The sequence below is a fragment of the Planctomycetaceae bacterium genome, from assembly GCA_041398785.1.
GTDB lineage: Bacteria > Planctomycetota > Planctomycetia > Planctomycetales > Planctomycetaceae > JAWKUA01.
The window spans coordinates 171,193-185,704 of the sequence record JAWKUA010000013.1; the positions used below are offsets into that span (position 1 = coordinate 171,193).

A 14,512-nucleotide genomic window follows, 5' to 3' on the forward strand; every position below is an offset into this window, starting at 1 on the left:
CGTTTCGGCGAGTGGCCATCTTGCTTTTCCGGCTGCATCAAATGCCGTCTCGAAACACCGAACAACCAGGCCTTCGGGAGTCATCGCGGTCGTCGTACCGAGCAGCCTTCCGTGCGCGCTGCCTTCGCGTCTTCATGGTCGGTATCGCGGCAACCGGGTACTGCCTGTTCCTTTCGGCCGGCTGTTCCGACGGTGAAACGAAATCTTCGCCTTCGCCCGCCGCCGGCGTTGCTGAATTGGAGAATGAAGAATCCGGCGGCGCTTCGAACGAACTCAGCGATCTGCTGGAAGTCGGAACGCCACGCGACGAGCCTTCCGTTCAGGCAGCCGTGATTCCGGAATTCCGCGACACCGCGTCAGAAGTTGGCATCGGCTTTCAGCGGTTCAATGACACCATCCCGGAGCGCTACTTTCTGCCGGAAGTCATGGGCGGCGGAGTCGCCTGGTTCGACTTTGACGGTGATCTGGACATGGATCTGTATGCGACAGACGGATGTACGCTGTGGGAGACTCTTCCCGCGCAGACGGACCACGTCAACCGAATGTTCCGCAGCGATGGCAGCGGCTCATTCACGGAAATCGCCGCCGAATCAGGTTCCGCTGACAATCGTTTCGGCCAGGGATGCGCTGTTGGCGATTTCAACGCCGACGGGTTTCCGGACCTGTATCTGGCGAACTACGGCCGAAACACGTTGCTTGCGAACAACGGTGACGGCACATTTCGTGACATCACGCAGCAGTCAGAAACGGGCTGCGAAGCCTGGTCAACCAGCGTCGTCTGGTTCGATGCCAACGCCGACGACCTGCCGGACCTGTACGTTGTCAACTACGTGAATCTCACGCCATCGAATCACCAGGTCTGTACGTACGGCGGAATTCCGGGGTACTGCGGACCGGGACAATGGGACGGCGTCGCCGACGTACTCTATTTGAATCAGGGCGACGGTCGGTTCACTCCGTCACCCGGTCGCGAAATGCCCGACTCGAAGTTTGCGAAGGGACTTGCGGTTGCCGTCTGCGACTTCAATTCCGACCGGCGTCCGGAGGTTTATGTCGCCAACGACATGATGCCCAACTTTCTGCTGACGTCGGACGGTCCTGCGGCTGACGGCGACCCGAACTTTCACAACGTGGCCGATGCCGCCGGGTGCGCGGTCAGCAGCGACGGCCGCAACGAAGCCAGCATGGGCGTCGCCTGTGCGGATTTCGACAACGACGGACAGGTCGACATCTTTCTGACCCACTACTTTCATCACAAGAATACGCTGTATCGCAACCTGGGATCACTGCTGTTCGAAGATGCCAGCTACCGGTCGCGAATCGCGGCCACAAGTTTCGATTCACTCGGATTCGGTACGGCGGCCTTCGACGCGGATCTTGACGGCGACGAAGACCTGTTCATCGCCAACGGGCATGTCCTTGGACCGCTGCACCAGCCGAATGAAATGAAGCCGCAACTGCTGCAAAATGACGGCCACGGCCGGTTCGATGACATCTCCGACCGCGTCGGCGGTTATTTCCACGAACTCTGCATCGGCCGCGGAGTCGGCAGCGGCGACTATGATGATGACGGCCGAGTTGACCTGGCGATCAATCATCTGGATCGAACGCTGGCTGTTCTCCACAACGAAACAGCGGGCCATCGCAATTTCATCGGAATTGACCTGATGCCGAAGAATCGCGTCTATCCGGTCGGCGCTCAGGTGACCATCACGGCCGGGTCTTTGCGCCGTCTGGTGCCAATCGTCGCCGGAGGAAGTTATCTGTCGTCCGGCGATCCGCGAATCGTTGTGGGGCTCGGCGATTATGACGGGCCCGTTGACATTGATATCATGTGGCCCGGCGGTGAAACGACCGGCTATACCGGGCTCCAGAGGAATCGTTACTGGCGCCTGCGCGAAGCACGTTCGCAGCCGGTTTCCGATCAATCCGTCATTCGCGGCGCCGCGAAGTGACGTACGACGTTTTCAACAAATGCCGGCAGATGAGCGGGGCTTCGGATCAAAATCAGGATCGGCAGACGACACCGCCAGCGTCGGCGGAGCCCCGCGCGGGCCGAAGTCCGCGGATCTGGCGTCGATGGTGGTTGATTGCGGCGATCGTGCTGGTGCCCGCAGTCTTCGCCGCTCAATGGTACACGTCCCGTGAATGGGGCTTCGATCGAGCGCGCGAAGCGGCGGGTCGGCGGCGCTGGGAAGAAGCCAGGCAGCACCTGGCCCGATACCTGGAACTTCACCCGAACAGTTCTCAGGCTCGGTTGCTGATGGCGGAGGCTCTGGTTAAGGAAAAGGGTACACGTCCCACAGAAGCGATCCCTCAGGCGATTGAGCACCTGCGGCGGGTCGATGGCTCACCGCAGGACATCGCCACCGCAAAGCTGCAGATTGCCCGGCTGTCATTTCTGGTCCTGAAGAAGCCCGGACAGGCGGAGCGCGAACTTCAGGAAGCTCTGGCGCTGGATCCCCGTTCGTTCGACGCTAATGTCCTGATGTGGAAGCTGCTGGACCTGACGGGACGCCATGAACTGGCAGGCGATTACTTCTGGCAGGCTTTCGAAGTTGCCGACGAATCTCAGCATCCCGTGCTGCTTCGTGACTGGTTTCTTTCGGAGTTCTATCCGGAGACCGGCAACGACAACTTCTATTCGATTTTCGGCGCTCAGAAGATTGGTAAGATCCCCGCCTCCGTCAACCTGCTGGTGCGATTGCGGGAAAGCGAACCGGAAGCCGTCGTCCTGCACGCCGCTCTGGCGGCTTACTACCTGGAAAACGGCGTGCCCACATCGTCGCTGGAACTTTTGAAGGAGGCTCCTGACCTGTCGGCCGCGATGCACGATGCCTTCTTCGTTTCGGTGCTGCTGGAAGCACTTGTCGATCTGGGCGAATTTGAAAAAGCGGAAGACTGTTTCCGAAAGTTCCCGCAGCCGCATGAAGGCTATCTCTACTGGCGCAGCGAAGGCCTGTTTCAGCAGACCGTGGCCGACGATGCCGCGGCAGCCATCAAGTCCTACGAAAAATGCCTGCAAATGGCGGCCGGAAAGTTCGACTGGGGGCTGATGATGAGGCTCTCAGAATGCCTGAGAAAAGTGGGACGAGCGGACGAAGCCCAGGAAATTCAGACTCGAGTCAATTATCTTACGACACAGGCGCTGACCGAAGAACGTGCCCAGGACTTGCGGGAGAGACTCCGAAATCTGAACGATCCCGGCGTGGCTGGCGATGTCGGCGACCTGTACCGGGAATTCGGCAAGTCGCGTGAAGCTTCCGCGTGGGAAGAACTTCATCAGCGGCTGCTTCGACATCAAACCGGCGAAGAACGCTCCGTCAGCGGAGGTCCCTCGCCGGCGACAAGTGCGAAACCTTAGATCACCTTATCACGACTTTTGCTGTTACCTGAAAGGAACAACGATGAAGCGTTTTTTCTGTTCTGTCTGGTGCTGTCTGACTCTGCTGACGTTCGCCGGATGCGGCGGCGCTGTGCCGGAAGAAGCTCCGCCCGAATCCACTCCGACGCTCACGCCGGAGGAACAACAACACATGGAAACTCAGATCGACGACATGCGGAAGATGTACAAGAAGTAGGCATTTTCGTCGGTTGAGTGACTGTAGCCAGCAACCGGGCACCGGCGGAATTTCTGGATTCCCCCCGGTGCCCGCCGCGCGGTGACAACGCAGCGCGAGCATCGTTGCCTGTTGTGAAAGTGTCAGGTCCGTTCACAGAAACGGGCCTGCCATTCGTTCCTTTGACCGTGGCAGCCGGCCAGGCTGTGCCGGTCTGTGCCAAGCCTGACATTCGGCCACGAGTCGAACGATCTGACGTTTTCCCCATCGAACGGCTTCGCTGGCGAGGGAAACATGTGCGACGGTCGGGTTCGGGTCACGCGCAGTGCGGATGCGTGACCTTTTTCCGCGGCGAAACTACACTTCGCGCGGCGACAGGTGAGAAACGGCGGCCAGCGATTTCGATTCGGCATTCCGGAATTCGTCCTTCCGATTTGTCAGCGCTGGCCATCCGTAACCATTCAGCGCGGCGGTTCATCGTCGCGGATTCACTGAACTGACCAGCACACCCGAGATCCATGACGACAACCAACCTGTCCCCGCGAGAAGTCATTGCCCTGTGTCGCCAGAAGGAAGTCCGTGCTCTGGATCTTCGGTTCACGGATCTGCGCGGATATCAGCGGCACTTCACGATTCCCGCCGATCAACTTTCGGAAGACAGCTTCGAGAACGGCTTCGGCTTCGATGGTTCGTCAATGCGAGGCTGGCAGGCGATTCACGAAAGCGACATGCTGGTCATCCCGGATTCACAGACGGCGTTCGTCGATCCGTTCATGACGTCGACGATGGCAATTCTGTGCAACGTGAAGGATCCCGTAACGCATCAGCCGTACGGGCGCGATCCGCGCAACATCGCCCGCAACGCGGAAAACTTCCTGTTGTCGACGGGGATTGCCGACAAAGCCTGCTTCGGCCCCGAAGCGGAATTCTTCGTGTTTGACGATGTTCGCTTCGACCAGAACCAGCACGAAGCGTACTACCACGTCGACAGCGTCGAAGGCGAATGGAATCGGGGTCGCGGCGGCGACGGTCCCGGAGGTCATCAGATTCGATATCGGGAAGGCTATCTTCCGATGCCGCCGGTTGACACGCTGCAGCAGTTGCGCACGGAGATCATGCTGGCGCTGGAAGACAGCGGCATCCGAGTCGAAGGGCAGCATCACGAAGTCGCCTCCGGCGGGCAGTGCGAGGTCGATATCCGCTGCGACACGCTGCTGAAGACGGCCGACCGGCTGATCCGGCTGAAGTATCTGGTACGCAATGTCGCCGCGAAGCACGGCAAGTCGGCGACGTTCATGCCCAAGCCGCTGTTCAGCGACAACGGTTCCGGACTGCACATGCATGTGTCGCTGTGGAAGGATGACTCGGCGCTGTTTGCCGGGCCGGGCTACGGAGGACTGAGCGACACCGCGATGCACGCCATCGGCGGGATTCTGCGACACGCTCCGGCGCTGCTGGCCTTCTGCTGTCCCACAACCAACAGCTATAAGCGTCTGCTGCCGGGATTCGAAGCACCCGTCAATCTGTCGTACAGCTATCGCAATCGTTCGGCGGCGATTCGAATTCCGGTGAACTCCGGCGACGAATCACGGCGGCGGTTTGAGTTTCGCTGTCCCGATTCTTCGTGCAATCCCTATCTGGCGATGTCAGCGATCCTGATGGCAATGATCGACGGAATTCAGAACCGGATGAGCCCCGGCAAGCCGCTCGACAAGGACCTGTACGATCTGGCTCCCGAAGAACAACAGAACGTTCCCCGCACTCCCGAATCGCTGGAACACGCGCTGCTGGCTCTGCATCAGGACCACGACTTTCTGCTGCACGGCGATGTGTTTACTCCTGACGTGATCGACACCTGGATTTCGCACAAGCGGTCCGACGAAGTGGAACCGCTCCGGCAGCGGCCGCATCCCTTCGAATTTGCCATGTACTACGACTGTTAGCGAGCCTGTCAGTCAACGCGACGACGGTTCGGCGCCGCGGACGGCTTGAATTGCTGACGGCCGAAGCGAACAATGCCCGGCACCGGACGTCCGCTGTCCGCAAACACGAAGCGAATTACCATTCGTCATTCACCTGGAAAGCATTCCCATGAAATTCCGTTGTCTTGTCTGCAGTGTGCTTCTTCTGAGTTCCGTCACGGCAGCACTCGCCGACGATGCGAAGCTGGTTGACGTTGACCTGGAAGGACTGAAGCTTCGGCTGCCGGAATCCTGGGAGAAACAGGAAAGCAGCAGCCGTCTGCGACTGGCCACTTACAAAATTCCGGCCGCTGAAGGTGACAGGGAAGCCGGAGAACTGGCGGTGTTCGGTCAGATGGGAGGCAGCGTCGCTGACAACCTGTCGCGGTGGATCAGCCAGTTTTCCAGCGAAGGCCGCGAATCCACGCTGACGATGGGCGAGGTCGAGGGACGCAGTTATCACATGGCCAATGTCACCGGAACCTATCAGAAGCCGGACGGTCCACCGGTTCTGCGAAAGACAGTACCCACACCCGGCTACGCGATGCTGGCCGTTATTATCGAAGTCGAAGGCAAGGGCAATTATTTCCTGAAACTGACCGGTCCGAAAAAGACGGTCGAAGCCCAGGCCGAAGCACTTCGCAAAGCCTTCGGCGGTGATGCCGACAAGGAAGAACCCTACGAGATTTAGCGCTCCAAAAGTCAATCGCCGGTGGAGGGTACCGGCCAGGAACCGCGGGAGGCCGTCGGAAGGGCGACGCTGCCGCAGAGCCGCTGCCGAATCGGACGACCTTAGGGACGCGCGGCTCGGCAGAAGCCTCGGCCTTCCGATGGTTGCGCAAAACAACCGACGATGATCGCAGCACGTCTCAAGACGCTTTCCGACGGCTGCGCCGCACAACTTCTGCGAAGATGTGGTACCCGCGGAGGGCGCATGTCCGGGAGAGCGAGGCTTCTGTCGGGAGGTCGGACCGTTTCTCAGCCGTCGAATATTCCAGCCGCCATACTAAGGACGGCTGCGTCGCCTGGCGGCTGTTTTTCATTCATCGGCGGGCACAGACTGCCGTAACGGCGCTGCCTCATTTTGCGGCGACACCGCTCGGGCGTTCCCGAGTCGCGATTCGGGCGCGGGTCGGCATCCAGCGCAGGCAGGCGTGACCGGCCGTCATGTGGTCCGACGGCTGAGCCATGCAGATTCCGGCGGCCAGCAGAATCACATGATCTCCATCGTTCAGCGGAAGGCAGCCGTTGGTCGCCAGCACCTCATCGAACCGTGACAGAATGGTGGGCACAGAAGACGAAATCGTGTTGCCGTAGCGTTCCAGGTTGTTCAGAAACTCGACCTCCGGGAACTCCCTGGCGGCTGCGGCGATCAAAGCTTTCAACAGTTTTCCGCTGGGTTGATGCGGCACGGCGACGATGCGCTGACCGGGCAGTCGCTCAATGGACAGCAGCGCTGACCGCAGATTGTCCAGCATCAGTTCGATGCCGTGCAGAAACACGGGTTCCGGATTCATGCGCATCACGGTTCGGCGGCATTTTTGACCTCGAAAGCTGAACACATCCGTCGTGTCCCTGTGGAACAGCGGCAGTGAATTCGCGCGGCGTTCGGGCGGAAGGTGAAAGTCATCGGTCCGAACCTGAGAAACCGGCAGGCATGTTCTGAGTTCGCCACAGTGTTCAGCGACGGCAGCGGTTGCGCCGGCGGAAACGATTCCGCAAAACAATCGATCGGCGGCATCGTGCCAGGTTTCGGGAACCTCCACGGACACCAGTGCTACAGCGGAATCGGGACTGGAATTTTCCAGCAGCAGTCCGGCGTCTCGCAGCATTCTCAAGAAACCGGCACAGCCGTGATTGGCCGGCGAAATCAGATTGGCGGGCAGAGCGAACCGTTTTGTCAGTTCCGCGGCCAGATGTTCGCAGGCCAGCGGATCCGTGTGGGAGTGGCACAGCAGGACGGATGTGAAATCCCTCAGCCGGCGGCCGCTTTGTTCTTCCAGGCGGGTACAGACCGCCGCCGCCAGATCGGCCGGGGAGACTCCCGGAGCCAGCAGCCGCCGCGTTGCGATTCCCGTTGAGCGCAGAATGTTCTTTGTGCTCGCAAAACCGTCATTTCCGCCAAGTTGCGACAGCCGCAGCACCTGTTGATTGTTCAGCTCCTCGAACAGTTCGCTCCGGTCAAACACGTCGACAATCGTGGACAGGCCGATGTCGGCACGACCGGAAAGGTGCTGCGATTTCACGAATAACGTCCTGTCTGTTCGAACCAGCCTGCCTTCGTCGTGCAGGCGTTTCCGATGATTCTGTTTTCAGTTCCACACGCGACGCGGGCATTCTGCAGAACCGCTGCGGGAGTTTAACACGAATTTCGCCTGGCTTTCACGAATACCGCTTGAGAAATCCGTGCGGCGGGTCGTCCGGGGGGATGATCCCTGGTTCACCGCATTCGCGAAACCGGAAGCATTCGATTCGGGTCTGCGCCATTGACAGGAACTTTGTCCGATGACTGCTCGTTCCACAAGTTCGCGAAGAACCTGCGGCACGCGATTCTGACGACTTCAGGCGCGGCGACCGGTTCCGCTGTCGCGACGGATTATTCGTCGAGTGGCCTGCAGTCGTTGTCGAAAGGAATGCTCCGCCGTCGCGCCGATCCGGTGAGCATTGCCTGCCGCCACTTCACGGACGATTGCCTGTTCACCTCACTGCCGGAGGACGCCTGGCCTGATACACTACCACTGCGCAAACATTCATTGCTCGAGGAAAAACCAGGACACCATGCTTCGAATCACCGGCGGAAGAATCTACGACCCGGCCAATGGAATTGATGGCCAGATCAAAGACCTGTGTGTCGACAACAGCGGTCGCTTCGTCGAATCGATCGACGGCGGACGAACGATCGACGCTTCCGGCATGATCATCTTTCCGGGCGGCGTCGATGTGCATACTCACGTGGCCGGCGGAGCCATGAATTTCGCCCGAGCGATGACGCCGGAAGATCACCGACGCACGCAGGCTTTTATTCGCACCAAAACGCGACGCTCCGGTTTGGGAGGAATGGCACCCACGACGTTCGCCACCGGGTATCTGTACGCAGGCATGGGCTGGACCACGGTCAACGAAGCCGCCGTGCCAGTGCTGTCCGCGCGGCATACTCACGAAGAACTGAACGACATCCCGATCGTCGACAAGGCGTCGCTGACGCTGATGGCCAACAACGAAATTGTGCTGAACCTGCTGGAAGACGGTGAATACGAGCGAGCAAAGAACGTCGTCGCGTGGTATCTGACGGCGGCGAAATCGTACGGCATCAAGGCTGTCAATCCGGGTGGCGTGACGTCATGGAAATGGGGCCGCGACGCAAAGCAACTGACTGACTCGATTGAAGGCTACAGCCGGCTGACTCCCGGCAACATCATCACGCAGCTTGCGCGGATCTGCCATGACCTGGGTCTGCCGCATCCGATGCACCTGCACTGCAACAACCTGGGGGCTCCCGGGAATATCTCAACAACGATCGACACGCTGAAACATCTGGAAGGTCATCGAGCTCACGTCGCCCATTCACAGTACCATGCCTACGGCGGCGACGGCTGGGATACCATGCGTTCCGAAACCGCTCAGCTTGCCGACTACTTCAATCAGCATCCTCACATCACTACGGACGCGGGAGCCGTTCTGTTCGGAGACACGGTCACCATCACCGCCGACGGCCCGTGGCAGCACCTGCTGTATAAGCTGACCGGCCGCAAGTGGGGAAATCTGGACGTCGAAAACGAAACCGGCTGCGGAATCGTGCCGTACACGTATCGACCGAGCAACCTGGTCAACGCCGTCCAGTGGGCCAGCGGGCTGGAACTGCTGCTGCTGATTAAAGACCCGTGGCAGGTCTTCTTGTCAACCGATCATCCCAACGGCGGCTGCTTCTGGCGCTATCCGGAAATCATTCAGCTGCTGATGTGTGCCGACTTCCGCCGGGAATGCGTCGCAAAACTTCCGGACCGCATCAAGGGCCGCATCACGCTGCCGGAGATCGATCGCGAATACACGCTGTACGAAATCGCGACCGCCATGTCGGCCGGTCCTGCCAGAGCACTCGGGCTTGATCGCAAAGGCAGCCTGGGCATCGGCTGCGACGCCGATATCGTGATCTATGAAGAAGAAGCCGACGTCGTGGAGATGTTTGGTCATCCCCGATACGTCTTCAAGGGCGGAGAACTGGTGATCGAAGACGGCGACATTCGCGAAACACCACACGGCCGCGAATTCATGGTGCTGCCATCCTTCGACCCGTCAACCGCTGACTTCCTCCGTCCACTGTTCGAAGACTGCTACACGATGTCGTTCGACAACTACCCGGTGGAAATGGAACGCATCGACCACGCGGAAGTTCGCGACTGTACACCGGCATGCGACAGCCACCGCATGTGATCGACGTTGCCCCGGCCAAAGTTGACCATCACTGTGTTCCGGTCTGGCACGGCCACAACGCGCTGCCCTACCAGTCGACACCGTATTGACGAAACACCTGCCGCAGCGCATTGATTTCGACAATTCGCACTCCCCGTTCTCGATCGCACCTGACAAATAATCTTGAGTCGTCTGGGGCGAACTTCATGTCGGCGGCCGGGTTTCCGGGGAGTTGTATTTCACACAGCAGGTTCGGTAAATCCTCGTGCCATGCCGACAGTTTCAGTTCTCCGGCTGCCGACGCGGATGCCATCAGACTGCCGTCCGAACTCAGTGCGAGCGCGGTCGTGCGGCCTGCGTGAATCTGGAAGCGGCCGATCTCGCGTTCCTGGCCACGTTCCAGACTGTACAGGATCGTTTCGCCGCTGCGGTTCGTCACCACGCCCCGATCCTCCGAACCTGAGATGGCGACGCAGTCGATATCCTCGCCCGTCGGCGCAGTTTGATCGACGTTGCTGACTCGGTTGACGAATCGGACCGTGTTGTCCGGCTCAAGCAGTCCCACGTGCCCCCAGCGATTACCGAACAGGAGTCTTCCGCCGCCGGCAGCGATCGCCCGGATACTGGTGTGATCGTTGATCGGATCCGTCCATTCGAAAATAGGTGCTGCATCCAGCGATTCCCATCGCAGCATTCGAACCTCGTCGTCGATCCCCACGACGGAGCCGTCAGGAGTCCTGGTCACAGGTCCGGCGAAATAGTCCGCCTGCGTTCTCGGCCGAACGGGGACGAGCCCCACTTGTCCAATGAAGATCTTTGGGCCTTTCGTACGTGATTCTACCGTGGCGAGATCGCTGACCTGCGGAGTGATTTCAACGGTCACACCGTGCCGCTGGACGTTTTCGGTTTCGAGCGGAGAAAAGTCACAGACATACCAGGTGTCGGCTCCGACCTCCGCAGGATAAGGCCTGAATTCCTGTTCGACTTCTTCCGGACCCGATCGAATTCTGACGATCAGCTTCTCGTTCTGTGGATGCGGGCAGTCCAGGAACTTTGCCGTTACATAGGGTCTCATAAGCGCAAAGTTCTGATTGAAATCCGCCAGCGGTGCTGCTTCATACGAATGACTGCGTTTGGATTCCGATGTCATAGCCAGCGGAATGAACTCACTCGCCACTCCCGGGATCGGTGCGAGACCATCGGACGTCAGCGAAAACAGAGTCCCTGGTTCATCAATAGCCACTGACACAGACAGATCCGAATTGACAGCCAATCCCGATGTATCGAAATGCGGTGCTCTCCACGACCCGTGATCTCCGAGCAACAGCCACTGGAGAATCTGTTTTCCCGTGTTGCAGTCAATCAACCGTACGCGGCCGGTGCGGACGGCGTATTCCATGGTGGCCAGTCGGTTGCCCGTGTCACTGATTGCGAACGCAGAGACAGGCAAACCACCAGGGGCCACCACCCTGAATGCGACGTTTCCTGCGGAAATCGACTGATCCGCCAGGGCTGATGCCGTCCTGAGTTCCAGGAGTCTGGCTTCAGAGTGTCCGGTCGTGAGTGCGAGGCTCGAACGGGCGAGCACTGTCACGAGAGGGTTGTCTGCCTGACTGAACGAATAAGTGCATTGCGGGGTTCCGGCCAGGGCGTCCCAAATACCAATTCCGATTCCTCCTTCTCGTATGGCCCCCGGAACATCGCTGGCGGAATGAATACCACCTGCAACAATACTTTGCGCGAAATCGAAGCCGTATGGCGGCGTTCCACCGTCGTTGGAAAGCCCAATGGAAGGAAGTGGAATTCCGGGAAATCCGGTCGACGCGTCGAAAATCCAATTGTGACTGGCACTCGGTGAGTCTGTGTGCAGTTCCTCGGGATCCTCGACCCACGCGGTCAGAATCGATGAGTCGCTGGAATCCCAAAGTCGCATGGTCCGGTTCTTCGATAATCCGTTCGGCAGCAGGTCCCAGAGCTGTTTTCCAATTAGGGTTGTGTCGAAGAAATTCAGACCGTAATTGTCTCCGAGAAGCACGCTCCCATCAGGCCGAACAATAAAGTCGTGGAGTCTGGCCGGGTACAGAGTATTGACCTGCCGCGTCGTCGGATGCAGTTCGCAGAACCTCAGGTCATCGCCCTCTAGAAAATAGATTCGCTCCCCGTTCATCGAATAGGAAACTTGAGTAATGCCCTGCTTACGTTCACCGATTGAAATGTGGCAATTCAGAACTGCCGTGCCGTCATCGGAACGCGTCCATTCCAGCAGTTCGCCGTTTCGGGTGCCTGCAGCGACTCGATTGCCATCTGGCGACAGGCAGACACTTCGGAAACCGTCTGGACGGTTGGACGATGCCGGAGTCGTATCAAAATCGCACGTGAACCAGGGAGCAATCGCAATATCCCCGTCTCCCTGACGAACAATCTCCACGACATGGACGCGGCAGATCGGACGGCCCCGGATTTCCGCCATAGCAACAAATCGCCCGTCCCTCGTGCATGCCAACCCGCCGAGCTGTGAGTCAATGGGCAGTATCTTCCTGAGACGCACGTCGGGAGTAATCAGGGCGGTGGCAATGTGCGAGCGAATCTGAACCGGGTCCTTTCCGTCGACATCCAGTTCAGCGGCTGAACGTAACAGGTCCAGAACTTCCCAGGTCCAGCCGGGCGGCTTTTCGCTGCTCTTGCGGCGAGCCTCATTGTCGAGACTGAAGTATCGCTGAATATCGGCCTGCACAACGGCGGCATCGCGTTCGGCCTGCATCAGAAACAAGAGCGGGATGCCGGCACTGACCAGTACGAGCAGGCAAACGGCAAGTACGAAAGCAGCAATCGTTGTCGGATGACGTCTGCCGTACCGAACGCACCGACCAGCGAAACCCAGCCGCCGTGACAGAATTGGCTCTCCATTCAGATAGCGCTGCAGCTCGGCCCTGAGTTCCGCAGCAGTCGCAAATCGCCTGCCAGGATTCTTGTCCAGGCATTTCAGACAGATCGTCTCCAGGTCGATGTCCACGTCCGGATTGACGAGTCGCGGGGAAACCGGGTCCGATTCCAGGACCTGTCGAAACACCTCCACCGGCTTCGCTGCCTGAAATGGCGGTCGTCCTGTCAGGCAATGGTAAATGGTGGCTCCCACGGAATAGATGTCAGCCGCCGGTGTCGCCGATTCAGCAATCCCCGATGCCTGCTCCGGTGGCATATAGGCCGCTGTGCCCAGGACAAGACCCGATTCCGTCAGCGGATCACCGCTTTCCAGGCACTTTGCCAGACCGAAGTCGCTGAGCAGCGGTCGTCCCGCTCCGTCGATCAACACGTTGCCCGGCTTGATGTCGCGATGAACAATGCCTTCGCTGTGGGCGTAACGAAGAGCGTCGGCCAGTTGCAGAGCCAATTCGCCCGTTGCTCGCGAACTCATCGGCTCATTCCGCAGGTGTGTACTCAGCGGTTTTCCGTCGACGAGTGACATTGAAAAATAGGGCAGGCCATCGGCGTTTCCTGCTTCGAAGACGGTGACGATTCCCGGATGATTCAGTCGGCCGATCGCCGCGATCTCCGCTTCGAAGCGCGCCAGAGCCTGCGGATCTGATGCCTTCAGCAGTGGCAGCGTTTTGAGTGCCACAAAGCGATCCGGGCTGAGTTGCCGTGCCTTGTAGACAATTCCCATGCCGCCTCCGCCAAGAACCTGGATGATCTCGTAGTTTCCAAATCGATCCGGAAGCGCGGGTGACGGCCCCCTGGCCGCCAGCGTGAGACTCGGAAGCACCTGCGCGATCGTCGACGGGAAGGCGGCGTCATCTGTCGCTCGGGATGCCTTTCGAAATGACGACCGCATCCTGCTGATGCCAGAGAGGTCGATACCAAGACTCTGAACGTATTCCGCCAGCGAGAGTTCTGTCTGTCCCGCGCGCATGCGGTATTCAAGATCGATGCGGATCAGTTCAGACAGCAGAGCCGATCGAAGTTCGGCGTCGACGAGGTCCAGCCATTCCGGAACCACCGGAGCCGAACCGTTCTGCCACGCCAGCTCGAATTCGTCGCAGACGGCATCAATCCGCGACCATGAATGCGACTCGCTTGTCATCTCAGGGAATCCCCGTGTGACCCTCACATAAGCTCATTATCGAATCCCGTGTCGGTAACAACATGACGCCGTAGGGTTGTTCCTGCAAGCCGGGCACTTCGATCATTTCCGGATTCATTGGGGAATCCAGGGGGATGCTGCAGCTGCCAGTCACGTCGGTATGGCAGACAAATCTGCAACGGGTGGTGACCGCTGCGGGACCGAGTCGACGGACCGGATCGACAAGGTCAGTCAACTCCGCTCGCGCCACACGTTCGCTTCAGAACATCTTGGCGGTGGACCATCGGCATTTCCAATCCAGCAGTGTGTTTCCAGCACAACAATCACCCGGATGAGCCTGAATCTCTGAAATCGTTGGCATAAGAGACCAACCCGCTTTACAACTGTTTGTGCCGGTTTTCGTCGTGCTGCGACCAGGCCTGAGACCGCAGGTGTCGGCAGTGGATTCCGCGGCTGGATGCACGCCTGGAGTTCCCGGTCCGGCGGACACCGACAGTTTC

The 14,512-nt window shown here is 59.2% G+C and carries 8 protein-coding genes; 6 read left to right on the forward strand and 2 right to left on the reverse strand.

The genetic code is table 11. From position 1 onward, the window contains the following. The first annotated feature begins 236 nt into the window (after positions 1–236). The 5 genes from R3C19_16280 (at position 237) to R3C19_16300 (ending at position 6,212) form a co-directional block, all read left to right on the forward strand. Positions 237–1,955 (forward strand): CRTAC1 family protein, encoded by a 1,719-nt coding sequence (locus R3C19_16280; GenBank protein ID MEZ6061903.1) that lies wholly within the window; start codon positions 237–239, stop codon positions 1,953–1,955. Next, positions 1,952–3,364, forward strand: a complete 1,413-nt coding sequence (locus tag R3C19_16285; GenBank protein MEZ6061904.1) for a tetratricopeptide repeat protein — start codon at positions 1,952–1,954, stop codon at positions 3,362–3,364. Before R3C19_16280 ends, R3C19_16285 begins: the two co-directional genes overlap by 4 nt. A 43-nt stretch (positions 3,365–3,407) precedes the next feature. Then, complete coding sequence (locus R3C19_16290; protein MEZ6061905.1) at positions 3,408–3,581, forward strand: hypothetical protein; 174 nt, start codon at positions 3,408–3,410, stop codon at positions 3,579–3,581. A gap of 497 nt (positions 3,582–4,078) precedes the next feature. Further along, entirely contained in the window at positions 4,079–5,503 is a 1,425-nt protein-coding gene (glnA, locus tag R3C19_16295; protein MEZ6061906.1) for a type I glutamate--ammonia ligase, read from the forward strand. A gap of 148 nt (positions 5,504–5,651) precedes the next feature. Then, positions 5,652–6,212, forward strand: a complete 561-nt coding sequence (locus tag R3C19_16300) for a hypothetical protein (GenBank protein ID MEZ6061907.1) — start codon at positions 5,652–5,654, stop codon at positions 6,210–6,212. Between the two features lie 388 nt (positions 6,213–6,600). Here the strand turns inward: R3C19_16300 and R3C19_16305 are convergent, their stop codons facing one another. Beyond that, a complete protein-coding gene (locus R3C19_16305; GenBank protein ID MEZ6061908.1) occupies positions 6,601–7,767 on the reverse strand; it encodes a 3-oxoacyl-[acyl-carrier-protein] synthase III C-terminal domain-containing protein in 1,167 nt (388 codons plus the stop codon). Positions 7,768–8,299: 532 nt separating this feature from the next. Here R3C19_16305 and R3C19_16310 point away from each other — a divergent pair. Continuing rightward, positions 8,300–9,952, forward strand: a complete 1,653-nt coding sequence (locus tag R3C19_16310) for a formylmethanofuran dehydrogenase subunit A (GenBank protein MEZ6061909.1) — start codon at positions 8,300–8,302, stop codon at positions 9,950–9,952. Between the two features lie 67 nt (positions 9,953–10,019). On the opposite strand, the gene R3C19_16315 is transcribed toward R3C19_16310, so the two are convergent. After that, positions 10,020–14,012, reverse strand: a complete 3,993-nt coding sequence (locus tag R3C19_16315; protein ID MEZ6061910.1) for a serine/threonine-protein kinase — start codon at positions 14,010–14,012, stop codon at positions 10,020–10,022. Positions 14,013–14,512: the final 500 nt, after the last annotated feature.